The organism is Nonomuraea sp. NPDC049421 (assembly GCF_040677005.1).
Taxonomy (GTDB): Bacteria; Actinomycetota; Actinomycetes; order Streptosporangiales; family Streptosporangiaceae; genus Nonomuraea; species Nonomuraea salmonea.
Genome location: NZ_JBFAQA010000004.1, coordinates 334,529 through 357,486, shown reverse-complemented (window position 1 = coordinate 357,486; position 22,958 = coordinate 334,529). Strand labels below are relative to the sequence as shown.

Annotated in this window: 27 protein-coding genes; 14 read left to right on the top strand and 13 right to left on the bottom strand. The window is 69.9% G+C overall.

Annotation, left to right across the window (positions count from 1 at the left end):
• Positions 1-15 precede the first annotated feature (15 nt).
• The 4 genes from AB0K18_RS09995 to AB0K18_RS09980 all read right to left on the bottom strand — a co-directional run bounded on the left by AB0K18_RS09995 (position 16) and on the right by AB0K18_RS09980 (position 3,720).
• Positions 16-1,611: an ABC transporter permease gene (locus AB0K18_RS09995; RefSeq protein WP_364912542.1), complete on the bottom strand. Its 1,596-nt coding sequence runs from the start codon at positions 1,609-1,611 to the stop codon at positions 16-18.
• Entirely contained in the window at positions 1,608-2,498 is an 891-nt protein-coding gene (locus AB0K18_RS09990; RefSeq protein WP_364912539.1) for an ABC transporter ATP-binding protein, read from the bottom strand. Before AB0K18_RS09990 ends, AB0K18_RS09995 begins: the two co-directional genes overlap by 4 nt.
• A complete protein-coding gene (locus AB0K18_RS09985; RefSeq protein ID WP_364912536.1) occupies positions 2,495-3,121 on the bottom strand; it encodes a TetR/AcrR family transcriptional regulator in 627 nt (208 codons plus the stop codon). The genes AB0K18_RS09990 and AB0K18_RS09985 overlap by 4 nt, the downstream gene beginning before the upstream one ends.
• 62 nt (positions 3,122-3,183) lie before the next feature.
• Entirely contained in the window at positions 3,184-3,720 is a 537-nt protein-coding gene (locus tag AB0K18_RS09980) for a hypothetical protein (RefSeq protein ID WP_364912533.1), read from the bottom strand.
• 119 nt (positions 3,721-3,839) lie between these two features.
• Between AB0K18_RS09980 and AB0K18_RS09975 the strand changes: the two genes are divergently transcribed.
• The 4 genes from AB0K18_RS09975 (at position 3,840) to AB0K18_RS09960 (ending at position 6,916) form a co-directional block, all read left to right on the top strand.
• Positions 3,840-4,988 (top strand): histidine kinase, encoded by a 1,149-nt coding sequence (locus tag AB0K18_RS09975; RefSeq protein WP_364912530.1) that lies wholly within the window; start codon positions 3,840-3,842, stop codon positions 4,986-4,988.
• Entirely contained in the window at positions 4,985-5,632 is a 648-nt protein-coding gene (locus AB0K18_RS09970; RefSeq protein WP_364912527.1) for a response regulator transcription factor, read from the top strand. The genes AB0K18_RS09975 and AB0K18_RS09970 overlap by 4 nt, the downstream gene beginning before the upstream one ends.
• Positions 5,633-5,912: 280 nt before the next feature.
• On the top strand, positions 5,913-6,416 hold the full coding sequence (locus AB0K18_RS09965; RefSeq protein WP_364912524.1) for an SDR family NAD(P)-dependent oxidoreductase: 504 nt from the start codon (positions 5,913-5,915) through the stop codon (positions 6,414-6,416).
• 35 nt (positions 6,417-6,451) lie between these two features.
• Complete coding sequence (locus tag AB0K18_RS09960) at positions 6,452-6,916, top strand: hypothetical protein (RefSeq protein ID WP_364912522.1); 465 nt, start codon at positions 6,452-6,454, stop codon at positions 6,914-6,916.
• Positions 6,917-7,012: 96 nt separating this feature from the next.
• Here the strand turns inward: AB0K18_RS09960 and AB0K18_RS09955 are convergent, their stop codons facing one another.
• Positions 7,013-7,471, bottom strand: coding sequence for a MarR family transcriptional regulator (locus AB0K18_RS09955; protein ID WP_364912519.1), 459 nt, complete (start codon positions 7,469-7,471; stop codon positions 7,013-7,015).
• Positions 7,472-7,501: 30 nt separating this feature from the next.
• Between AB0K18_RS09955 and AB0K18_RS09950 the strand changes: the two genes are divergently transcribed.
• Positions 7,502-8,578 carry a GNAT family N-acetyltransferase gene (locus AB0K18_RS09950; RefSeq protein ID WP_364912516.1) on the top strand — a complete coding sequence of 359 codons (1,077 nt, stop codon included), beginning with the start codon at positions 7,502-7,504 and terminating at the stop codon, positions 8,576-8,578.
• Here AB0K18_RS09950 and AB0K18_RS09945 read toward each other — a convergent pair whose 3' ends face one another.
• A complete protein-coding gene (locus tag AB0K18_RS09945; RefSeq protein WP_364912513.1) occupies positions 8,579-9,247 on the bottom strand; it encodes a DNA-binding response regulator in 669 nt (222 codons plus the stop codon).
• Between the two features lie 96 nt (positions 9,248-9,343).
• Here AB0K18_RS09945 and AB0K18_RS09940 point away from each other — a divergent pair, with 96 nt between their 5' ends.
• The 3 genes from AB0K18_RS09940 to AB0K18_RS09930 all read left to right on the top strand — a co-directional run bounded on the left by AB0K18_RS09940 (position 9,344) and on the right by AB0K18_RS09930 (position 11,178).
• Complete coding sequence (locus AB0K18_RS09940; RefSeq protein ID WP_364912512.1) at positions 9,344-10,270, top strand: oxidoreductase; 927 nt, start codon at positions 9,344-9,346, stop codon at positions 10,268-10,270.
• A gap of 20 nt (positions 10,271-10,290) precedes the next feature.
• Positions 10,291-10,740 (top strand): group II truncated hemoglobin, encoded by a 450-nt coding sequence (locus AB0K18_RS09935; RefSeq protein ID WP_364912509.1) that lies wholly within the window; start codon positions 10,291-10,293, stop codon positions 10,738-10,740.
• A 75-nt stretch (positions 10,741-10,815) separates the two neighbouring features.
• Positions 10,816-11,178: a hypothetical protein gene (locus AB0K18_RS09930; RefSeq protein ID WP_364912507.1), complete on the top strand. Its 363-nt coding sequence runs from the start codon at positions 10,816-10,818 to the stop codon at positions 11,176-11,178.
• On the opposite strand, the gene AB0K18_RS09925 is transcribed toward AB0K18_RS09930, so the two are convergent.
• On the bottom strand, positions 11,168-11,614 hold the full coding sequence (locus tag AB0K18_RS09925; protein ID WP_364912504.1) for a hypothetical protein: 447 nt from the start codon (positions 11,612-11,614) through the stop codon (positions 11,168-11,170). The two genes, AB0K18_RS09930 and AB0K18_RS09925, sit on opposite strands and share 11 nt — an antisense overlap.
• Before the next feature lie 18 nt (positions 11,615-11,632).
• Here AB0K18_RS09925 and AB0K18_RS09920 point away from each other — a divergent pair, with 18 nt between their 5' ends.
• Together AB0K18_RS09920 and AB0K18_RS09915 are read left to right on the top strand one after the other, a co-directional pair.
• Positions 11,633-11,761 carry a hypothetical protein gene (locus AB0K18_RS09920; RefSeq protein ID WP_364912502.1) on the top strand — a complete coding sequence of 43 codons (129 nt, stop codon included), beginning with the start codon at positions 11,633-11,635 and terminating at the stop codon, positions 11,759-11,761.
• Positions 11,762-11,852: 91 nt separating this feature from the next.
• The gene (locus AB0K18_RS09915) at positions 11,853-12,452 is read left to right on the top strand and encodes a hypothetical protein (RefSeq protein WP_364912499.1); all 600 of its coding nucleotides are present in this window, start codon (positions 11,853-11,855) and stop codon (positions 12,450-12,452) included.
• Positions 12,453-12,502: 50 nt separating this feature from the next.
• Here AB0K18_RS09915 and AB0K18_RS09910 read toward each other — a convergent pair whose 3' ends face one another.
• The 4 genes from AB0K18_RS09910 to AB0K18_RS09895 all read right to left on the bottom strand — a co-directional run bounded on the left by AB0K18_RS09910 (position 12,503) and on the right by AB0K18_RS09895 (position 16,869).
• Positions 12,503-13,171 carry a hypothetical protein gene (locus tag AB0K18_RS09910; protein ID WP_364912496.1) on the bottom strand — a complete coding sequence of 223 codons (669 nt, stop codon included), beginning with the start codon at positions 13,169-13,171 and terminating at the stop codon, positions 12,503-12,505.
• 11 nt (positions 13,172-13,182) lie between these two features.
• Positions 13,183-15,276, bottom strand: a complete 2,094-nt coding sequence (locus AB0K18_RS09905) for a glycoside hydrolase domain-containing protein (RefSeq protein ID WP_364912493.1) — start codon at positions 15,274-15,276, stop codon at positions 13,183-13,185.
• A gap of 166 nt (positions 15,277-15,442) precedes the next feature.
• Entirely contained in the window at positions 15,443-15,913 is a 471-nt protein-coding gene (locus AB0K18_RS09900) for a hypothetical protein (protein ID WP_364912491.1), read from the bottom strand.
• A gap of 50 nt (positions 15,914-15,963) precedes the next feature.
• Positions 15,964-16,869, bottom strand: a complete 906-nt coding sequence (locus AB0K18_RS09895; RefSeq protein WP_364912488.1) for a hypothetical protein — start codon at positions 16,867-16,869, stop codon at positions 15,964-15,966.
• 411 nt (positions 16,870-17,280) lie between these two features.
• Between AB0K18_RS09895 and AB0K18_RS09890 the strand changes: the two genes are divergently transcribed.
• On the top strand, positions 17,281-18,051 hold the full coding sequence (locus tag AB0K18_RS09890; RefSeq protein WP_364912486.1) for a helix-turn-helix domain-containing protein: 771 nt from the start codon (positions 17,281-17,283) through the stop codon (positions 18,049-18,051).
• 143 nt (positions 18,052-18,194) lie between these two features.
• Here the strand turns inward: AB0K18_RS09890 and AB0K18_RS09885 are convergent, their stop codons facing one another.
• Together AB0K18_RS09885 and AB0K18_RS09880 are read right to left on the bottom strand one after the other, a co-directional pair.
• Positions 18,195-18,704 (bottom strand): DUF2690 domain-containing protein, encoded by a 510-nt coding sequence (locus tag AB0K18_RS09885; RefSeq protein ID WP_364912484.1) that lies wholly within the window; start codon positions 18,702-18,704, stop codon positions 18,195-18,197.
• A gap of 177 nt (positions 18,705-18,881) precedes the next feature.
• Positions 18,882-19,238, bottom strand: a complete 357-nt coding sequence (locus tag AB0K18_RS09880) for a hypothetical protein (protein ID WP_364912481.1) — start codon at positions 19,236-19,238, stop codon at positions 18,882-18,884.
• Positions 19,239-19,628: 390 nt separating this feature from the next.
• On the opposite strand from AB0K18_RS09880, the gene AB0K18_RS09875 reads away from it, so the two are divergent.
• The 3 genes from AB0K18_RS09875 to AB0K18_RS09865 are packed head-to-tail and all read left to right on the top strand — an operon-like array spanning position 19,629 to position 22,953.
• Complete coding sequence (locus tag AB0K18_RS09875) at positions 19,629-20,519, top strand: ABC transporter ATP-binding protein (RefSeq protein ID WP_364912478.1); 891 nt, start codon at positions 19,629-19,631, stop codon at positions 20,517-20,519.
• A complete protein-coding gene (locus AB0K18_RS09870; RefSeq protein WP_364912475.1) occupies positions 20,516-21,568 on the top strand; it encodes an ABC transporter permease in 1,053 nt (350 codons plus the stop codon). The genes AB0K18_RS09875 and AB0K18_RS09870 overlap by 4 nt, the downstream gene beginning before the upstream one ends.
• Positions 21,565-22,953 carry a S41 family peptidase gene (locus AB0K18_RS09865; RefSeq protein WP_364912472.1) on the top strand — a complete coding sequence of 463 codons (1,389 nt, stop codon included), beginning with the start codon at positions 21,565-21,567 and terminating at the stop codon, positions 22,951-22,953. The genes AB0K18_RS09870 and AB0K18_RS09865 overlap by 4 nt, the downstream gene beginning before the upstream one ends.
• Positions 22,954-22,958 lie beyond the last annotated feature (5 nt).

Below are 22,958 nucleotides of genomic sequence, written 5' to 3'. Positions count from 1 at the left end.
TCGGGCATCAGATCTTCAGGCCGAGGGCATCAGGTCGCGGCGGCGCAGGAACACCAGCCCCGCAGCGTTCAGGGTGATGGCCACCACAGTCAGCCCCAGCAGTGGCGCTACCGGTGACGAGACGCTGCCCAGAAGCATCGCCGGCACGTGCACGAACGGCGAAAGGTCGAGGACGATCCCGGTGGCCAGCCTGAACTCCGCCAGCAGGTCCACAACCAGAAAGAGGCCCAGCACGGTCCAGCTCACGGCAGCCGCCAGCCGTGGCAGCAGGCCGGACAGCAGCATCGCGAACCCGACCACGATCCAGACCGCCGGCAGGTAGGTCAGCGTGGCCCCGGTGACGCGGGCCACGTCGCCGTCGAAGGTGAGCCCCGCCGCCGCGCCCAGCACGGCCAGCAGCAGCACCGGGCTCATGACGGCGAACACCAGGTGGCTCAGCGCCCAGCGCAGCCGGCCGACGGGGGTGGACAACAGCAGCTCGGCCCGGCCCGCCGACTCCTCGGCACGGGCGCGCAGCGCCGACACCAGGGCCGCCCCCGCGACAAGCTGGCTGAGCACGTACATCACGAAGGTGAAGAACACGTCCGAGAGCCGGGCCTCGGCTCCACCGAGGGTCGCGGCCAGCTCCCGGAACTGCGGCGTGTCCAGCTGGGCGTTCAGCCCGCGCGCCGCCACACCCAGCAGGGCGCCCAGCGTTCCGAAACCGATCGCGAAGCCCGCCAGGGTGCCGCGGTGCAGGCGGGCGGACAGGCCGAACGTGCCCGGCAGCGTTCCCTCGGCGGGTCCAGGGCGGGCGGAGATCAGGCCGCCCGCCACGTCCCGCCGCGCGGACAGCGCGAACGCGGCCGCCGCCAGGGCAGCGGCGAACACCGCGATCAATCCCAGCACCCACCACTGGTCCCCGGCATAGGGTCTGGTCAGCCGGACCCAGCCGAACGGCGTCAGCCACGCCAGCCAGCCCACACCACCGAGGTCGGCCAGCGAGCGCAGCGCGAACAGCAGACCGCCGACGGCGATCGCGATGCCGCGCGCCGTACCGGAGGACGCGGTGATCTGCCCGGTGACGGCGGCCACCGCCGCGAACGCCCACCCACCCGCGGCGGTTGACAGCCCGAACAGCAGCGAGGAACCCGCGGGCAGCCCGCCCGCGACCAGGGCGGGAACCGCCAGCAGACCGTGCAGCAGATTGGCGGCCGACACGACCGCGAGCGCGGCGGCCAGCGGGGCGTGACGGCCGATGACCCCCGAGGCCAGCAGCTCGCGCCGGCCGGTCTCCTCCTCGACGCGAGTGTGCCGGATCACCAGCAGGATGCTGATCAGCCCGCCGATCAGTCCCAGAGAGGAGCCGAGCGTCCATGCGGTCAGGCCGCCGACGCTCGCGTCGTAGATGGGGCCGCGCATGGCCAGCTGCGCGGGGTTGCTCGCCGAGGCCGCCGCGAAAGCGTCGCGGGCGGCCTGGTCGGCGTACAGCTCGGCGGTGGCAGAGGCGATGCTCGCGGGAAGCAGCGCGGTGATCGCGATCCACACGGGCAGCAGCACGCGGTCCCTGCGCAGGATGAGCCGGATCAGTGTCCCTGTGCCGGTCAGGGTGCCGGTCAGGGTGCCGGTCATCTTGCGGCTCCCTCGTAGTGGCGCAGGAACAGTTCCTCCAGAGTCGGCGGCTGTGTGGTCAGGGTGCGTACGCCCGCCCGGGCCAGCTCAGCGAGCACCGCGGTGAGCGCGTCGCCGTCCACCTGGCAGCGCAGCCGTGCGCCGTTCACGGTGAGGCCGTGTACGCCGGGCAGGGCGGCCAGGCCAGGCGCCGGCCCGATCAGCTCGGCGGTGACGGAGGTCCGGGTGAGGTGGCGCAGGTCGGCCAGGCTGCCGGACTCGACCGCGCGGCCGGCGCGGATGATGCTGACGCGATCGCACAGCGTCTCCACCTCCGACAAGATGTGGCTGGACAACAGCACGGTACGGCCATCGTGCTTCTCCCGCAGGACACACTCGTTGAAGACCGCCTCCATGAGCGGGTCCAGGCCCGATGTCGGCTCGTCGAGGATCAGCAGTTCGGCGTCAGAGGCGAACGCGGCCACCAGCGCCACCTTCTGCCGGTTGCCCTTGGAGTAGGTGCGGCACTTCTTGCGCGGGTCGAGCTCGAAGCGCTCCAGCAGCTCGGCGCGGCGTTTCGGGTCGAGGCCGCCGCGCACCCTGCCCAGCAGGTCGATGACCTCCCCGCCGGTGAGCGAGGGCCACAGGGTGACGTCGCCGGGCACGTAGGCGAGCCGCCGGTGCAACTCGGTGGCATCGCGCCAGGGGTCGCCGCCGAGTAACGCGATCCGGCCGCCGTCGGCGCGCATCTGCCCCAGCAGGATACGGATCGTCGTGGTCTTCCCCGCGCCGTTGGGGCCGAGGAAGCCGTGCACCTCACCCGTCTTGACCGTGAGATCGAGCCCGTCCAGGGCCCTGGCCCGGCCGAAGGTCTTGACCAGGCCGTCGGCGTGCACTGCGGCGTTCATTGCTGTCCCTCGAGCTTCTCCAGGCCCGTCCGCGCGCGGTCGAACAGCTCGCGGCCGAGGAATTCCGGTCTGATCAGGTCGAGCTGGGCCTTGCCGACGCGCAGCGCGCCCGGGGAGCCGTACAGATCCGTGCCGAGCGCGCGGGAGACGTGCTCGTGCAGCACCGTGATGCCCAGCTTCATCGCTGTCAGCACGGTCGCGCGGGCGCGGTGATCGGCCTCGGGGCGCTCGTCGCCGGCGAGATGCTCCTCCGTCACACGGACGAGCTCGTCGAACATCGCGGCGGCTGCCGGGGAGCCGTCCACGAGGGCGCGGCCGAGGTACTTCATCAGGGGCGGCGCGGTCCGGTGCACGTTCTCGATGAATTCCGGCTTGTCCAGACCTCGGTCGGTGACGCCCGCGGTGACCTGGTCGCGCAGGTAGCCGAGGACGTACTCGTCGCACGCGTGCCTGAGCGCCTCCTTGCTGCCGAAGTGGTGCTGCACCAGGCCCGGCGAGACCCTGGCGGCCTCGGCGATCCCGCGGATCGTGGTGGCCTTGACCCCCTGCTCGGCGAACAACGCCATCGCCGCGTCGCGGATGCGCGCACGCGTCGTCAGATCTTCTTCAGTGATTGGTCGCACGCCCAAGAGTCTATACAAATGTATTGTTCGTCATGCAAGCGTTCAACGCTGGCCAGGGAGCTTCAGGCCTGGCGGCGGCGCCGGTGGTAGGCGTAGGCCAGGGCGAGTACGAGCGGCCCCCACAGCGCGAGCGGGGTGATGCACACCATGGCCAGCGCCTGCCACCAGCCGTTCTCATAAGCCACGCGCCCGGAGACCCCGACCCAGGAGAGCACCATCCACACCGAGACCGCGGTCAGGAGCAGCCCACCGGCCACGGCGGGGACGACCGCCGCCATCGGCGGCACACGCCGACCGCCGATGACCGGGATCCAGCCCGGCACCACCTCGCCCCACCGGCGCACCAGACCGATGCTGAGTAGTGCCGCCAGTTCCGTGAGCACACTGAGCCCGAACACGTACGGGATGGTGAGCCACAACGGCGACACCGGCGCGTCGCTGAGCTGACCCATCTCGAAGTGAAAGGCGAACGGCAGCCTCCACAGGCACGAGGGGAGCAGCAGCCAGGGAAGCGCGTAGGCGGCACGCAGCGCCCAGCGCGGGACGGGGCGTTCGGTGTCACCGGCGGCCGGAGCCTTGTGCAGCAAGTTGATAGTCATCGTTTCTACCTCCAGGAGCGTCGTGGATGACCGGGACCCAGACTGTGCCGTCCGGCGAGGGGAAGACATCTGCCGATCGGCTGATTCGCCGCCGCGGACCGCTGCCCTAAGGTGCCGTCATGAGATTCCTCGCCGGCGGTCCGGCCGTGGCCGGCGCGCTCGCGCTCACACTCGTCCTGCGGCCGCTCCCGAGCCCGCTCGTCGCCGTGCCCGCGCTGCTCACGGTCGCGGCCATGCCGCTCGCCTGGTGGCCGAAGGCGCGCCCCCTCCTCCCGGCGATCACGGCGACCACTGGTGCGGCCGGCGCGATGTGCACGCTCGTCTGGCTGGCCGATCCGGGCATCCCCGGCGGCCCATCGACCTGGGTCCACACGATCGCCGTGCTCACCCTCATCACGCTGACCGTGCGCTGGTCCGCCGTACGGCAGGCAGCCCCGGCGGTGGGAGTGGCCGCGATCTCCGAAGCGCTGCTGGGGTTACAGATCACCCAGCCGCCGCCCTCGGGTCTCGACGCGGTCGCCCTCACCCTCTTCTGGTCCATCGGCACGGCGGGCGCGGTCGGTCTCGGCGCCTATCTGCGCATCCTCGACCGGCGCCGGGTCGACGCGGTCACGCAGGCCCGCCGCACCCAGCGCCTGCAACTGGCCCGCGACCTGCACGACTTCGTCGCTCACGACGTCAGCGCCATCGTCATCCAGGCACAGGCGGCGCAGATCCTGCTCGACCGCGATCCGGCCGAGGCCGCGGCGGCCCTGCGGGCGATCGAGGAGGACGGCGCGCGAGCGCTCGCCTCCATGGACCGGACCGTACGCATGTTGCGCGAGCTGGAGGGCGACAGCGCCTCAGCCGAGCCCCTGCCGGGACTTGACGACCTGCCCGACCTGGTGCGGCGTTTCGCCGACGCGGGCTTCCCCGACACCGAGATGCGTGTCGGACCGTCCGGCCCGGTACCGCGCGAGGTCGGAACCACGATCTACCGCATCGTCGTCGAAGCGCTCACCAACGTCAGGAAGCACGCGCCGGCCGGATCGAGCGTGGCCATCCAGGTGAGCGACGAGACGGGAGCGGTCGTCCTGACCGTCGCCGACCATGCAGAGGACAAGGCGCACGACCAGGCACGCGACCAGGCCCTGTTGCGCCTGCCGTCCGCCGAACGCGCCGGCGTCGGCCTGGCGGGGCTGGCCGAGCGGGTGCAGGCCCTGGGCGGCGAGTTCACCTCCGGCCGCGCCGCCGGCGGCGGCTGGGTGGTGAAGGCGGTGTTCCCATGACCCTCCGGGTTCTGATCGCCGACGATCAGCCGGCCGTCCGGCGCGGCTTCCGCACGATCCTCGCGGCCCAGCCGGACCTGGAGGTGGTGGGCGAGGCGCCGGACGGCCTGGCCGCGCTCGCCCTCGCCCGCGAACTGCGACCGGACGTGGTCGTCGCCGACATCCGCATGCCGCGCATGGACGGGCTCGAACTCACCCGCTGCCTGGCCGGCCCTGAGACCGCGGCGCCGATGCGGGTGATCGTCGTGACCAGCTACGACCTCGACGAGTACGTGCATGCCGCGCTCCGCGCGGGAGCTTGCGGCTTCCTGCTCAAGCACGCGGGGCCGGCCCTCCTCGTGGAGGGCGTCAGAGCGGCAGCCGCAGGCGACGCGCTGATCAGCCCGTCGGTGACCGTACGCCTGCTGCGCCATCTCACCCCGTCGCCCACCCGGACCGGCGTACCGGGCGAGCAACCGCTGAGCGACCGCGAGCTTGAGGTCGTCAAGCTCGTCGCCGGCGGCCGGTCCAACCCCGAGATCGCCGCCGAGCTGTTCATCTCGGCCGGCACCGCCAAGACCCACGTGGCCAACGTCCAGCGCAAGCTCGGGGTACGCAACCGCGTGGGCATCGCCGCCTGGGCCTACGAACATGGCCGCGCGTGAACTGCCCGGCGCCGTCCCCGTGCCGGTCAAACGTGGTCTCGGCGCCCCGACGTAGCGTACGAGCTCCTGCGGCACGGTGCCGGCCAGGCGATGCGGCCGCACACCACCACATCGGCCACCGTCCCAGCGGTACCGCTCGCGCTGAGCTCAGCGGGGCACGGCGGCTCGGGATGCCATCCGACGCCTCCAGCACCTCGGCCGCCGGCCCAATTTGAGGGTTGCCTCAAGTTCGCTACAGTGAGCAGCGGACAAAGTTGAGGGCAGACTCAGCTTGATGGGTGTGGGGAGCGATACGGCGAAGCTGGACGCGAAAGTCGCGGTGGTCCCCGGTGCGACGTCGGGGCTGGGGCTGGCGACGGCGCGGTTGTTCGTCGAGGAGGGCGCGCGCGTGTTCATCACCGGAAGGCGCCAGGACCGGCTCGACGCGGCGGTGGCCTCGATGGGCCACGGCGTGACCTGGGTGCTCGGCGACGTCGGCCGGGTCTCCGACGTGGCCCGCCCGGCCGAGGTCGTGACGGCCGAGGCGGGCAAGGTGGACGTGCTCGTCGCCAACGCCGGCGTCTGGACGTGGAACGAGACCATCGGCGACGTGACCGAGGAGTCGTTCGACGCGGTCTTCGGGGTGAACGTGCGCGGGACGTTCTTCACCGTGCAGAAGCTGCTGCCGCTGCTGTCCGACGGCGCCTCGGTCGTGCTCATCGGGTCGGGCGCGGCGGACAAGGGCGATCCCGGTACGACGGTCTACGCCGCGAGCAAGGCGTCGGCCAGGTGTGATCGCGAGTAAAGTGCTCCTTCGACCCCGAGGCGAAGGAGCCGCCGATGTACCCCGATCCCACCATGGCCCGCATCGGCGAGGGGGTGGAACTGCACCACCAGCGCGGGCAGCGCGACGCCGCCCGTGACCTGTTCGCGCGGATCTGGGAGGACATCGGGGGCGAGCAGGGTGATCCGCTGCACGTCTGCGTTCTCGCTCACTCCATGGCCGACGTGCAGGACGACGTGCACGAGGAGCTGATGTGGGACCTGCGGGCGCTGGCCGCGGCCGATCGCGTCACCGATGAGCGGGTGGCCGAGGCGGGGGTGCCGCTGTCGGTGGCCGGCCTTTATCCGTCGCTGCACCTCAACCTGAGCGAGTGCTACCGCAAGCTGGGCGAGCTCGACCGCGCCCGCGAGCACCTGCAGCGGGCGCGGGACGAGATCCACGTGCTCGGCGACGACGACTACGGCCGGCTCATCAAAGACGGCCTGGAGCGGATCGCCGAGCAGCTCGACGAAGCGACCTGATCGGCGAGCCGGCCAGACGGGCGCGGGACACCTGACCGGCTCCTGATCAGCCCGGCCACGAGGTGCAGGAGCCGGGCGGCGCCGCGCCGGGCGCGATCAAGGGGTAGGCGGCTCCTCCAGCTTGCCGGCGATGGCCTCCAGGGCGGACAGGTCCGCGGGGGAGAGGCGGTCGATCACGTGGCGGCGCACCGACTCCAGGTGGGTGGGGGCGGCCTCTTCGAGCGTGGCCAGGCCGTGCTCGGTGAGGACGAGGAAGCAGCCCCTGCCGTCATCGGGGTCGGGCTCGCGCCGCACCAGGCCGCGCTCCTCCATGCGGGTGGCGTGCCGGGACAGGCGGCTGCGCGACCAGCCCATCTTGGCGGCCTGCTCGCGCAGCGTGGCGGTGTGGCCAGGCCGCTCCGACAGCGTGCTGAGCACCTCGTAGTCGGGCTCGGACAGGCCGATCTCGGCCAGGTCGTGGGCGGTGCGCGTCTGGATCGCGATCATCATGCGGCGCAGGGCGCGCCAGGCGCGCTCCTCGTCGGCGTCGAGCCAGCGCACCGTTCTCGTTGACATGTAAACAAGATACCAGCTACGGTCATTTCCATGTCAACGAAATCCCTGCGGATCCTCGTCCTCACGTGCAGCACCCGTCCCGGCGCCCTCGGCCCCGTCGTGAGCGGGTGGCTGACCGGCACGCTCGCGGCGCGGGCCGCCGAGCTGGGCGCCGAGCTCGTACCCGTCGCCTTGAGCGACCTCGACCTGCCGTTCCTCGACGAGGAGGAAGAACCCGCCTCCGGCCGCTACCGCAACGAGGACACCAAGCGGTGGAGCGCCATGGTGGACGCCGCCGACGGCTTCATCGCGGTCACCCCCGAGTACAACTACGGCATGCCCGCCGCCTTCAAGAACGCCCTCGACTACCTGGGCCGCGAGTGGGCGTGGAAGCCCATGGGCTTCGTCAGCTACGGCAACACCTCGGCCGGCACCCGGTCGGTCCAGCACGCCAAGCAGGTCGTCACCACGCTGCGGCTGGTGCCGCTGGGCGCCACCGTCGCCCTGCGCATCGGCGACGCCATCTCCGGCGGGACCCTCCGCCCGGATCCCGGACGAGACCAGGCCGCCGCCGGCGTCCTGGACGAGCTCGTCCGGCTCGCCCACGCGCTGCGGCCGATGCGCGAGCGCACGCGCCCCGGCGCACGACCGGACCTGCTGCCGGGCGCGTACCTCAGGCCGCTGACCCCCGACGACGCCCCCGACGTCCTGGTGCTGCAGCGCTGCTGCTGGGTGGAGGAGGCGCTGGCCAACGACACCCTGGACATCCCGGCGCTGGGGGAGTCGCTGGACGACGTGCGCGCCTGGCTGGCGACCTGGAACGTCACCGGCCTGTGGCGGGACGGCCGGCTGCTCGGCATGGTGCGCACCCGCCGCGTGGACGACGACTGGCACATCGGCCGCCTCGCCGTCGTGCCCGACCTGCGCGGCCAGGGCGTGGGACGCCGCCTCCTGCACGACGCCGAGTCCGCCGCCGAAGCCGGCTGCCGCCGCGTCGTCCTGTCCACCGGCGCCCGCAGCGCCCGCAACCTCCGCATCTACCAGGCCCAGGGCTACCGGCTGGAGACGTCCGACGGCGACACGGCCACGCTGGTCAAGCCCGTGCCCGCGTACGCGATGGCGGGCTGACTACACCAGCCCCAGCTCACGAGCCCGGACGCCCGCCTGGAAACGGGACTCCGCGCCGAGCGCGTCCATCAGCTCGGCCACCCGCCGCCGGTACGTCCGCACGCCAAGACCCAGCCTGCGGGCCGCGGCCTCGTCCTTGACCCCCTGGCCGAGCAGGTCGAGCACGGCGGGCGCGAGCTGCCGGATCTCGGCGACCTGCGCGTCGTAGACGGCGAGATCGGTCGCCGACCGCCATGCCGTCTCGAACAGCGACATCACGCCCTGCACGATCTCCGGCTGCGAGATCACGCTGTAGCCGCGCCGACCGGCCCTGAGGTCGCCCGCCAGGATCACCACCCGGCGGTCGAGGATGATCGTCTCGTTCAGCTCCTCTTTGCTGATGCGGATCTCCGCGCCGAGGCTGTCGCGGCGCCGGGCCAGCTCGCGCGCGGACACCGAGTCGAGCAGCAGGCCGGGCCGGTAGAGCTTGCGGACGCGGATGTCGCCGGGGTAGCCGTCGGACATGGGCGGCATCTCGGGCGAATGGTCGTAGGCCCAGGTGGCGAGGTCGTTGGCGGCGCAGGCCAGGTCGGTGACGGTGGCGAACAGGTGAGCGGTCCTGCGGAACAGCTCCTCCTCGCCGTACACGACCGCGACCGCTTCGCTCACGCGGGTCAGTCCGTTGCTCACCCTTCGAGTCTGCCGCACGACCTGCCGAGCCGGGCAGGTCGGCAGCTTGTTGCCAGACCGCGACTCATGGCGAGCCCGGCCTGCACGCTGAGTCCCATGACGACTCACCTGAACAGCACCCCTGACGCCGCCGCCGCGGGCACCTGGCGGCTCGGCGACCGTACCGTCAACCGGATCGGGTACGGCACGATGCGCGTGGCGGGCACGCCGGCCGCCCCCAGACCCAAGGACCGGGCCGAGTCCGTCGCCGTGCTGCGCCACGCCGTCGAGCTGGGCGTGAACCACATCGACACCGCCGCCTTCTACTTCCTGCCCACCCGCTCGGTCAACGAGCTGATCAGCACGGCGCTCCAGCCGTACGCCGAGGACCTGGTCATCGCCACGAAGGCCGGGCCGGGCCGGTCGCGGGACGGCGGCTTCGAGGAGTACGCCAGGCCCGAGGAGCTGCGCGCCCAGGTCGAGGAGAACCTGCGCCAGCTCGGACGCGACCACCTCGACCTGGTCAACCTGCGGTGGGGAGCCGGGCTCGAACGCGTGCCCGGCTCCCTGACCGAGCACTTCGGCGCCCTGGCCGCGCTGCGTGAGGCCGGACTGATCCGCGACCTCGGCGTCTCCAACGTCACCGAGGAGCAGCTCGTCGAGGCGATGAAGATCGCGCCGGTGGTGTCCGTGCAGAACCGGTACGGCCTGACCGAGCGTGAGGACGACGCGCTGCTGGAGACGTGCGGACGGCACGGCATCGCGTTCGTGCCGTTCTTCTCCGTCGCCGCCGCCATCCCCGGCGCCCTTCCGCACGGCGACCACCACGAGGCGGGCCAGGCGGAGGTCGCCAAGGTCGCGCAGGCCCACGACGCAACCCCCGCGCAGGTCCGCCTCGCCTGGACGTTGCACCGCGGCGACCACGTCCTCGCCATCCCCGGCACCGGCGACCTCGCCCACCTGGAGGAGAACATCGCCGCCGGCGCCCTCCGGCTCACCGCCGACGACATGGCGCTGCTCGACGGCATCGCGGAAGTGTCGTAGCGGGCTGCAATACTCGGCGCATGACGAGCGTGTACGAGGCGGCGGGCGGCGACGAAGGCGTGCTCCGCCTGGCCGAGGCGTGGCATGCCAGGGTGATGGCCGACGACGTCGTCGCCCACGCCTTCAAGCACGGGGTCGACCCCCGGCACCACGAGCGGCTGGCCGCCTACTGGGCCGAGGCCCTCGGCGGCCCCGCCACCTACTCCGCCTCCCACGGCGGCGAGACGCGGGCCCTGCGCATCCACAGCGGCAACGGCCCGCACGAGGAGATGGACCGCCGCGCGATCGCCTGCTTCGACCAGGCGATCGACGACGTCGGCCTGGGGGCGGACGAGCGGCTGCGGCAGGTGCTCCACGACTACTTCACCTGGGCCACCACCACGGCGATGAACCGCTATCCCGACTCGCCCGACGACGTGCCCGACGGCTTGAGCGTCCCCCGGTGGTCATGGGACGGCTTGCAGCGCTGAACTCCGCGACATACTTCCGACATACCGTGGGTCCGTAGCGTTCCTTACATCCAGTCAAGGAACGAGAGGGAATACATGCGGCTGTCGATCGGAATCAGCGCCCTGGCCATCTCCGCAGGACTGCTCGCGGGCGTCCAGCCCGCTCACGCCGCCACCGCCTTGGCGTGTCACGTCAGTCCGGGCATTCCGTACAAGAGCGGCGCTCGCGTCGAAGGCGTGGTCACGTGGATCGGCGACTGCGGCCGGATGACGCTGAAGGTGCAGCGCAAGGACTGGTACGGCTGGAACACCATCAACTCCGACACCTGGACCAAGGATTCTGACAAGAAGGTCGGCCTTCCGGCGAAGTGCGGCAGCGGCACCCACGACTGGCGGGTCTACGTCGAGACGGCGAAGGCCGGCAACTTCACCAACATCAGCAGGAGGATCACCTGCTGATCCGCCTGAGCCGGGCGGCGTGACCGGGCAGGTGCCCGGTCACCCGGATCCGGACCAGGTCGTTCCAGGGCAGGTCCTGGTGGGGGACGGGGGTTCCGGCCCGGGTGACCGGATGGAGGCGCACGGGGGCGTCTCCATCGAGGTCGGAGAGCGCGGTGGCCGGGAGGCCGACACCGATCACCGGCAGGCCGAGGGGTAGGGACGCGACGCTGCCGGCCAGTGCCAGCAGGACGAGCCCGGCGGCCAGGAGCGGAAGTCCGGCCTGCTCCAGGCGCCGGGCCGGCCCGCCGTACCCGATCAACTGGGCGAGCGCGGAGCACAGCTGCATCAGCGCCACGGCCGCGCCGCTCAGGGCCAGGTTGTAGGTGCCCGACAGGGTGGCGACGTAGGCGGGGACGAGCGGGAGGACCTTCGCCTTGCCGGTCAGCAAGTCCACCCAGAGCGCGAGTCCGGCGTGATCCGCCAGCGCGACGAGGGCACCAGACGCCTGAACAGCCTCCGCCGCGACGACCTCGACGCCCGCTTCCCCGGCCTCCTCGACCTCGCGATCCCGCAGGGCCGCGAAGTCCTCGCGAGCTGGTAGCGGTTATTCGCTTGCGCGGAAGGATCGAGGAGCCTAGGAAAGGAGATCGACTGGCCAGGGCCCCAAGAGCTGACGAGACAGGAAGAAAACCATGAGCCTGAACTACGTCCTCGCCGGCTACCGGGTCGCCACTCGCTCTGATCGGCGAGACTGGCAGGAGGTCGGACTGCTCGGCCCTCATCTGTGGTCGATGAGCGAATGCGTCGTGGACCTGCTGTGTGTGCACCCCAGCGGCTGGGACAGCTGGTTCGCCGGCCCGCAGGAAGCCGAGACCGCCATGATCCAGGCCGGCACCCCGGGTTTGCACGTGCTCGGGGCCGGCTTCGCCGCTGCCGACGTCCCCGCATTACAGGCCGACATGGCGAAGGGCGACTGGGGCCCATCAGGCGGCACCGTCCCGGACCGGCTGAGCCGGCACGAACCGTTCCCCGGCCCCGGAGACCGGCCCCTGGGCTTCGAACTGGTCGGCTACGACTACGGCGGCTGGCACACCTGGACCTGCATGGGCGGCCTCGTCGCAGACGTGGCCCAAGCCACCGGCATCCGGCCGAACCACGACGGCCTGATCGAGGACGAGCAGGACGCCCGCCGCGCCGCCCAATGGCTCACCGACTCCGGCCTCGGCGACCCGAAGGTCTTCCTCTGGACAGCCGCCCTGCTCACGACACGGCCTGACATCCCTTCCAGCTGAGCCGCTCGGTCAACCCTGGTCTTTGCGCGGGGTCTTAAGATGCGAGCACCTCAGTTGGTTTGTGCCTGCTTGAGTGTGCGGGCCTTGGACCGGCGTTCTAGGCTGGCCGGATCGGCGGGTGCGCCGGCGAGCGGATGGGTCGCTCTGTGGTGATCGGTACGCAGTCGTCGGGCTACTCGTGCGAGCGCCTTACTACCTGGGGGCACCGCGATGTGGAAGTGCGAGATCTTCACGGGGTCGAGGTCGCCGCCCCACACGACGGTGCCCTCGCAGTCGACGAGGATGTCGCGTACCACCAGCTCCTGGTACGGCCACAGCGACTCGGCTCCCCTGAGCGGGTATGCGGCCGGGTGCACGGCAATGGCGGTCCCGGACAGGCGGTTGGACTCGAAGTCCGCGCCGACGGTGCGGTCGCTGGTGTAGGCGGTGAGACCGCCCCCTTCGGCGGTGTCCACCGCGGCGATCTCGTAGTGCCAGCGCCGCGCGACGTGAAGCAGCACCACGGCCGCGTCGCCGGTCCGCAGGGCGACGGTGGCGCGTGACCCCTCGACCGCGCGAGTGGAGATCTTGCCGGGGTCGATGGGCCAGCCGTTGGCGGATGCGTCACCCTTCCATTCCCACGGATCGGCCGAGGCCGCGGCGGCAGGCATCAGGCCGGGGGCGAGAGTGAGGGCTCCGGTGCCGGCGGCGACGGCGATGAAGCGGCGTCGTGTGATCACTGCGGGACCCCTCATTCCGGGCTGTCGCTGACGGAGGAGACGCCGGGATCTCCGCCCTGCCGCCACACGTTGCGGTCCAGGCCCCATCCCGGTTGGAACTCGAACTCGTGGATCTGGTTGAGCGACCAGTTGGCCGGAAGGGGGTAGCCGAGATTTCCGGAGAACCCCCACGACATTCCGGAGACGAACGACCACTTGGCGCCGACCTCGCGTGACACCCGGGCGGCGACGTTACGGGAGCCGTACACCCCGAAGGTGTACTTGTCGCCTCGCGCGGAGAGAATGTCCCGGACGCCACGGAAATACGGGATGATGTTGCTGTCGATCTCCACGTCAAGGGCGTCGTAGTCGACGGCGAAGTAAATGCAGGTGCCGTGCCCCATGCCGAATTCGGTGGCCTTGTCGTGGGCTGTTCGGCCCTGCTCCCAGCCTTTGTCGTAGGTGAAGTTCGCCAGTTGCGTGCCGTTGTACTGGAAAATCGGGAAGACGCGCAGGCCGGCCGCGAAGATGTTCTGCAGCTCGCCGGGTTTCAGCGCCTTGCCGAGGTAATACGGGTCGTCCGGCGGCAGGTGTTCGTCGAGGTAACGGCCGACGATCTGATAACCGCTCTCCTTCAGCGCGCGTGCCCGGGCCGGGGTGATCTCGGTGATGCAGTCGCATCCCGTGGCCGGCCGCTGGGAGTCGCCGGTCGACACGAGGAGCTGCGCCCATGTCGCGTAGTCGTTGGCGCCGGTCACCGGAAGCTGGGAGAACTGCTGGAAGGTGCGTAACCAGGAGGTGTGGGTGCCGGTCTGCGCGTCGGTGGCGATGTCCCCGGGTAAGTAGTCGATCTCCTGAGAGCCGCTGTAGGTGGGGGAGTTGAAATAGCAGGCGGCGCGGAAGAGGTAGCGTAAGTCGCCGGTGAGGGTTCCCGCGCCCCGCGATCGGAGACCTGCCTGGGTGCCCGGGCCGAAGTTCCCGTTGATGTCCGCCGGCGCGATCCCCAGCTCGTACTGGATGGCCATCATGAGGCCCTTTTGCACTTCGCGCGAATAGATGCCGTCGCACGGGACGAGGTTGATCGCCGGGATGGCCCGCTCGTACACGTAGCGGTGGTTCAACCGCCGCTGGATGGACTGAATGGTCGAGTCCCCGCCGGGCACCAGCCGGAACTGGTCCATCGTCAGCAACGCCTTGGAGATGCGCGCCCACAGTTCCCCGTTGATGCGGGCGCCGGACAGGCCCATGTCGTCGATGAGTTGCTGGAGGGAGTCCACGGATGTGGAGTTCCACACGTAAGGGGTGCCGGACGCCCAATATCCCTTGCACCACAGGGCGAAGTTGTAGATGCAGATGATGTTGAGATTCGTCTCCGTGTCCGGGCGATGGCCGCGGTGCTGCACGGCCGCGAACGTACCTGGCCCGAAGTTCTGGACCGTGGGGGAGATGCCCAGTTCGTACTGGAGCGCTTGGGTGAGCGACAGGACGGTGGCCCAACCCGTGCGACCGCTCTCCCGGCACCGGATGTAGCCCTCGGCACGGCCGTCGTAGGTGGCGTTCACCCACTTCTGCGCCGCCAGCACGTTCGGGTCGACGGCCAGTGGCCCGTCCCAGGGGACGGCGGGATCGACGGAGGACCCGTTCATCGCGTACGGGGAGAGGTTGCCGGGGCACTCGGTGTCGTACGCCGCGGAGTGCGGCAGGATGTGCCTGCCCGCCCGCCGGTCCTCGGGCACCTCGTTGCGGAGGTGCGCGATGAGATTCCTGATCGACCGGAGCATGTCCTCCGTCGGCTGATCCCATTCCCTGAGCAGCCCGCAGATCGAGTAGAAGGCCGTGTTGCTGCCGCGCATCCGGCCGTCGACTTCGACCCAGGTGCCGCCGTTGGCTTCGCCCCGCTCGTAACCCCTGGCTTCATAGATAGTGCCATGAGGGCAGACCATGAAATTGTAGTAAATGTCGGTATAGCCCTCTTCCAAGGTGCTCTCAAAAGTGGCTGCGACGTCCGCCTTGCAATCCTCTTCGTTGTCGGGGCTGAACGTGAACCGGCCCCGATGATGGAGGAAGACGCCTCCCGTCCACGGCTCCCAGTTGCCGGAGGAAGGGAGCGGGTCCCTGGCGGCCAAGCCCCTATGTTCCTCCGACGCGTATGGAGCCCAGGTGCTACGCGGCTGGATGGTGACGGACATTCTCCGAGATCCTCTCTTTTCACCGAGCGGGGATCAGGACAGCGGTGCAGATGTGGATGCGGGCCGAGGGCGACGGCTCGTCCTCGGCCCGGTGTGCGTCCGGTCAGCAGCCGCTGCCCCAGCGGTGCGCGGAGATGTTGTCGTTCAGGGTTTCCCCTTGGCCCGCTCGGCCGTCCCAGGGGTAATAGATGCCCGTCAGGTTGTTGAGGTACAGGCCGTTGGGCAGGCAGGCTCGGGTGCCGTCCCAGCCGCCGGCGTCGTCGCCGTCATCCCAGTACAGGATGACGTCCTCATAAGGGCCGGGCCAGCCGCGGTTCTCCAAGGAGCTCGCCTCGTTGCGCATTTCTCCCCAGAAGCACGAACTCCAATCCGGAGCGTCATCCGTCCAGCTGCACAACTCGCCGCCCCGGTCGATGTGTTTCCACGCGTACAGATAGCCGTCCGGAGCGCGTGCCGCGGATGCGGCGGAGGAGTCCTCGAGCGGGACCGGTTCGGCGTGGGCGGTGCCGGACACGTTCAGCAGGACCAGGGCGGTCAGGCCCAGGAACGCGATGACGGATCTGATTCTGTGCACGTTTCCGCTGTCTCCTGTCGGTGGTTGGTGCGGAGAGGTTCGAGGAGGGGTCAGCCACGCTCGACGATCGAGCGGGCACGCGGGAGAGCGGCCCGCTCCAACCGCCGCCTGGTTTTGTATTCGGACGTGTACTCGGCGGCGAGAAGGTCGCGCTGCCGCTTCTCCAGCCGGTGGATCGTGCCGGACAGGCCGCTGCTCTTCGCGCATTCGGCCTCGGCCACCGCGGTGCGGATCTCCTTCTTCCGCGTGGCGGCGCCGGACGGCTTGCCCCATGCTCTGCGGCTTTCCCCGGGAGTCGCGTACCGGAAGCCCCGCTTCCTCATGCACGCGGCCCAGTCCTTCACCGATGCCTGGAATTCCTCCTCAGCGAGAACCTTGCCGCGGACTGTGTCGCTGAGCGCGTCGGTGATGGTGCCGGCGCGGAACCAGCCTTCCAGATCTCCGTACAACTGTTTCTGCGCGCGGGCCGTGCAGCCCTCGGTGTAGCGGGTGAGTGTCATGCCGTTGGGGAGCGTGACCTGCAGTTTCTGTCCCTCGCGTCTGCCGTGCAGGGCGTCCGTCCCGCGCATCTGGTCCGCTGGGGACAGGCTCTCGAAGTACCGCCGGTTGGGATCGGACGCGCGCACCTCGTCGCGCCGCTGCTGCATCTCGCCCCCGTAACCGTGCTCGCGTGCCCAGGCCGCGTCGTCCACGACGTAGGGAAATTCGCGGTCCTCCGGAATCGGCCGCCGGGGCACGACCCAGATGCGGAAGCCCTGTGCGCGCATGCAGGACTGGGTGAGCAGTTGCTCCGCTTCGTACAGCACGTCTTGTTCGTGATCCGTGAGCGGCCGGCCCGTATCGGCGACCGGAGGCCGTTCCACGTCCGACAGAGCCGGCGCACAGGCCCCCAGCAGAGCCGTGGTCACCATGACGCAGGTCAGCTCTCGGAAGTTGTGGCGCGGCCGTACCGACACGCGATTCCCCCTTTCGCTGGCGCTTCGCTCTGTAGCTGGCCATAGCTTCACCTATGCATATCGGCGGAACAAGAACATTGCACGCGAGTGAAAAGGCGCTGGTCAGGAGCCGATAAGACGTGGAAAAAAGATCGACCTGCAGTAACATACGGAGAGCTGCCCGATTCGGTCACTTCTGACTACGGAGAGTCAATGGGGACGTTGCGGGTCCACTTCACGATGGATGATCTGGCCCGAACCACGGTCGCCGGCACCGCTGATCCGACGTGGGAAATACTGCTCAGCCGGTTTCGCCTGAACGACGTGGACAAAGCTCCGGCTTTTCAGCCGTGGATGCGCCGTCTGCGTAAAGAACCGCTTCAGCGGGCGAACATGCGGGCGGGCGCCCGGCTTCTTGCCACGCTGGCGCCCATGGGGCCCTACTTTCCCGACTTCCTGACCCCCGCCGCGGCCCGCCACAGCCTGGAGGCGGGGCTGGAGGAGATCCGTTCCACTCCCCGCCACCGATTACGGAGCGAGCTTCAGCGGCTGGCGCGACACGTCTCCCTCCCCAGCTGGGTACGTCCCTTGGCCGACGGCGAGGTGTCGGCCCTCACCCGGCTCACCGACGCCCTGCGCGCCTACCACCAGGCGGCCATCGCGTCGCACGACGACCTCATCCAGCCTGCGGTCGCCGCCGACCGCGCCAAGCACGTCGCCCGCTTCCTCGACAACGGCGTCGAAGGGCTGCTGGCCAGCATGTCGCCCACCATGCGCTGGCGGTCACCCATCCTCGAGGTCGACTACGACATCGACCAGGACCTGCATCTGGGTGGCCAGGGCCTGCTCCTGGTGCCCTCCTTCTTCTGCAGAAGAGTCCCGATCTCGCTGGCGGATCCCCGTTTGCCACCTGTGCTCGTCTACCCGATCAACCCGACCTGGGAGTTGTACGCCAAGGAAGACCCCGGTCGCAGGGCACTCGAGACGTTGATCGGCGGCACGCGCGCGGCCGTCCTGCGAGCCGTAGGCACCGGAGTGACCACCACGCAGCTCTCCCACCGGCTGGACATCTCGCTCGCCTCGGCCAGCCGGCACGCCACCGTACTGCGCGAGGCCGGATTGCTCACCACCGTCCGGCACGGCCCCACCGTGGTCCACAGCCGCACCGCACTGGGCGCCAGCCTGCTTGAACGCTGCTCCTGAGGTGTCTCCTTGACGGCCTATCCCCAGCCGTGGTCCTTCATGCAGGTCCTATAAACGTAGAGCACATAGTTGTAGGCCAGAATGGCGCCTGGATGCGGCCCTCGACGGATTCTTCGCCGAAGGCCGCCGAAGTGCAGCCGCGGTCACCACCAGGCGGTACAGGTCCATTGGTTATCAGGGATCGATGACGGTGACGTGGTGATGTAGTTGGAGAAACACGCACGGAAGTTGTCGTTGGCCCCGTCGCCCACCATGTGCGTCCATCCGACGCCCCCATCACACCGCACTGAGCGCTGAATGCGGTAGTACGTGTGCGTCACGCGCCAGCCGTTGGCGAGCTCATAGAACCGGCGCTGCACCCGCAGATGCGCCATTCCCTGAACGAGGCTGCAGTCGTCCCGCGTGATACGGCCCCAGAAAGCCCGGCAACCGGCGCCGGCTCGCAACTGGAGGGTGTATCTCCCCTCCGCTGGGTAAATCTCACGTGGCGTGGCGGTGGTCGCACAACCTTCCGCGTTCGGATCCTTGCCATTGCACGAACTGCCGGAGCACGCAAGCACCGCGGCTTCGCTGTCCGCCGTCGCGGGAGAGACTCCGGCTATGGTCGCAGCGGCGACCACAACGGCCATCGTCATGGTGAGGCGTTTCAGCATCCTTTTCCTTTCTCGGATCGGCTGCCTGAATTACCGCACGCCACCGGCGATCGACGCAAAGCCATTACGTCGTGCTGCAAAGGCGCTGGTGAGAACCGTCGGACCCGACCGAAGCGCTTCGAAGGTCAACGGCCACCGCTCGACGGGGAATGACACCCTTGCGTGAGCGGCGCTCGATCAACGGGTTGATGGCTGCTCGCGCATCTCGGTCGCGTCCGGAAGAGTCGCGACGAAGTGCTTCCAGCAGTCCGACTCCTGGGTGCCGATCTCGGCCTGGCAGCCCGGGCAGATGAGGTTGGGGCCGTCCAATCCAGACGGGCCACAACATCCGTCCCACCGCCGGGATTCGGGGTGCCGCTCTGCTCCCTTCAGATCCTCGGGGTGCAGGACGAAGTTGTGATTGTGACCCGTCGTATAGGTGCCTAGAGCGACGTAGGGTTTGCCCGGAAGGTCGCGGTCGGCGGGCGGAGTCTTCTGCTTCTCGAGCTCAGCAGTGAGGGCGTGGCCGCACTGGGCGCAGACGATGATCGACACGCTCCCATTGTGCGTGGTGCCGTCACGGTCTTCCTGCCCATGCGTGATCTTCACGTGTGAGCATCTCAGCCGGACCTCATCAGCGCGGCCGGTCCTGCCACCGTGGTGAGGCTCCGACAACCCCTCACCCAACGGTCATCCGTTTCCGGCTATGTCACGCTTTCAGCACCGGCGGCGTACGGACATGGCAGGGGCGAGCCCAACGGGAACGAGACGCCGCTCAAGATGCCGTTCGGCTATGACCTGGATGTCCCCTGACGCCGTCCTCCTCGGCCGGCTCGTTCGGCCGGGGCCGGGTGATTCTTATGTTCCGCTCACATCTACAAGCCTAGAGTACTAGGAACATAGATAAATGGAGAAAGTCGGGGACGGCTGATCGGAGGACATGGCGTGACTTCCGTCATGCAAGCCCAGGGTCTGGGCAGGAGATACGGCAGGCGCTGGGCGTTGCGCGAGTGCACGCTCGACATCCCCGCCGGCCACGTCGCCGGCCTGGTCGGCCCCAACGGGGCCGGTAAGTCCACGCTGCTGAAGCTGGCCTGTGGCCAGCTCGAGCCGACGGCGGGCGGGATCACGGTGCTCGGCGGGCGGCCCGCGGGCACGCCCGCGCAACTGGCCAGGGTCGGGTTCGTCGCTCAGGACACTCCCGTGTACGCGGGGCTGACCGTCGCCGATCATCTGCGGCTGGGCGCGCGGCTCAATCCGCGCTGGGACGCGGCCATGGCGCGTGAGCGCATCGCGCGGCTCGGGCTCGACCTCGCGCATCGCGCGGGCAGGCTGTCGGGCGGCCAGCGTGCCCAGCTCGCCCTCACCCTGGGCCTGGCCAAGCGGCCCGAGCTGCTGATCCTGGACGAACCGGTCGCCTCGCTCGACCCGCTGGCCCGCCGGGAGTTCCTGCAGCACCTCATGGAGGCCGTCGCCGAGCACGAGGTCAGCGTCGTGCTCTCCTCGCACCTGGTCTCCGACCTGGAACGCACCTGCGACTACCTGATCGTGCTGGTGGACTCGCGCGTGCAGGTCGCCGGGGAGGTGGACACGCTGCTGGCCACCCACCACCGGCTCACCGGCCCGCGCCGCGACCCCGGCCGGTTACCCGCAGGACAGCACGTCGTCTCGGCGCGCCACACCGAGCGGCAGAGCACGTACGTGATCCGCACCGCCACTCCGGTCCACGACCCCGCATGGACGGTCAGCCGGCTCAGCATGGAAGACCTCGTCCTGGCGTACATGGACAAAAGCACCGCAGAGCACCCGCACGTCGCCCTGGAGGTGCAGCGATGATCTGGCTGACCTGGCGTCAGTTGCGCGGCCCGGCCGCGATGATGGCCGCCCTGCTCGTCGTCCTCGCCGCCGCCCTGGCCGTGACCGGCCCGGGCCTGGCCTCCGAGTACGCCGCCGGCATCGCCGCCTGCACCCAGGACGACACCTGCGGCCGCTTCTACGACCGCTTCTTCGACACCTACGACATGCCCTTCATGGCGGTCAGCCTCATCGCGCTGCTCCTGCCCGCCGTCGTCGGGCTGTTCTGGGGCGCCCCGATGATCAGCCGCGAGCTGGAGACCGGCACGCACCTGCTGGTGTGGAACCAGAGCATCACCCGCAGCCGCTGGCTGGCCGTCAAGCTCGGCTTCACGGGGCTGGTGGCGATGGCCGCCGCCGGCCTGTGCGGGCTCGCGGTGACCTGGTGGTCCGGCCCTCTGGACAAGTCGGCCACGGACGAGCTGGCGCTGATGGCGCCGCTGGTGTTCGGGGCGCGGGGGATCGCGCCGATGGGGTACGCGGCGTTCGCCTTCGTCCTGGGCGTGACCGTGGGCATGCTGGTACGCCGCACCCTGCCCGCCATGGCGCTCACCCTGGCGATCTTCGCCGCGCTCCAGCTCGCCATGCCCCTGCTGGTACGGCCCCACCTGATGCCCCCGGTCACGGGCACGTTCGAGCTCAGCCAGGCCAATGTGGACGGAGTCGGGATAAATCGCGATAAAGGCGGACAAGTCGATATAAGCCTGAACGCGGCCGTGCCAGGACATGCCGGCGCCTGGGTCATGTCCAGCGTGCTCGTCGATCCGTCCGGACATACGATCACCGGCGCCCAGTCCGGCATGGGGGCCGTCAAGGTCTCGACCACGTCCGGACCCTGCGCGCCCTCCGGAGCACCGGCCCTGGACACGTGCATGGCCGAGGTCAACCGGCTCGGCTACCGGCAGCAGGCGACCTACCATCCCCTGGAGCGCTTCTGGCCGTTCCAGTGGATGGAAACCGGCATCTACGCCCTGCTCACCCTCGTCCTGACCTGGACGTCCTTCTGGTGGATCCGCAGGCGTGCGTCATGACCGGGAGGATGGCGACGGCCGTCGTGGCCGTCCTGCTGGCGGCGGGCTGCTCGGCCCCCGCGCCGCCGCGCAGCCAGGCAAGCAAGGCGTCCGGTGCGGTCTGCTCCGCCCCGAAGGGGCCGCCCGCCGCGCAGACCCCCACCACGATCGACGTCGTCGAGCAGGCCTACTTCTGCATACTCGGCACCTACTACAGCGGCCCCACCCTGGACGCCCGCACGCTGCTCACCGCCGCATTCGCCGCCCTGACCCAGGAGCTGAACCGCAACGGCAAGGACGTACCCGAAGCCGTCATGCCGCCGCTGACCGGCGACCGCGCCACCGACTGGACCGCGTTCGAGACCACCTTCCGCAAGGTCACCGACCAGGTGCCGGACCTGCGGGAGAAGCTGGCGATCGTCACCTTGGAGGCCGTCGTGGCCGCGCTCGGCGACAACCACGCCCGCTGGGCGCACGGCGACGCACGGCCGCCCGGCTATTACGACGGCGACGGCTACGGCCTGGGCCTCGAAGCGAACGCCCGCAACTCGGACGTCGCCCTTCCGCCGCTGTTCGTCACCGCCGTGCAGGGCGGCGCGGCGCGGGCCGCCGGGCTCCGGCCCGGCGACGTCATCGAGGAGATCAACAGCTCCGCGCCCTTCGTCGGCGGAAAGGCCAGTCCGGCGATCGAGGAGCTGTATCCGCGGTATCCGGAGGCACGGCCCGTACAGCTGCGGCTGCTGCGCAAGAACCGTCGCTGGAGCGTGACGCTCAAGCCCGGCCTGTTCCAGCGGGACCTGGGCACGCTTCAGGTGGTGCAGTCGAAGCTGCTGGACGACATCGCCTATGTCCGGATGCGCGGCTTCGCGCCCGACTCCGCGGACCGGGTCCTGCGGGCGATCACCCGGCTGCGCGAAGGCCGGACGCTGTCAGGCGTCGTGCTGGACCTGCGCGGCAACGGCGGCGGCAGCCCCCTGGAGGCGACCAGGCTGGTGAGTGCGTTCGTCCATGGCAAGGCCACCGCCTACCAGTGCACGGTGGCCGGTAGGTGCGAGACCTCCCGGACCGACGACACCGTCGAGCTGGTCGGCCTCCCGCTGGCCGTGCTCACCGACCGCGCCTGCGCCTCGGCGTGCGAGCACTTCAGCTCCGCGATCAAGGACCTGCGGGCCGGCCTGCTGATCGGCACCAGGACGGCCGGCGTCATCTCGGGGCCCGCGCAGTCGTACCTGCTGAGCAACAACACCCTGCTGAGCTTCCCCACCAGGCACCACCTGGGGCCGAACCGCGAGGTGATCGACCGCATCGGCGTGCCCCCCGACCACCACGTCCCCCTGACCCCGCAGGACGCCGCTGCGGGCCGGGACCCCGCCCTCGACAAGGCCCTGACCCTGCTGCGCAAGTGAACGGA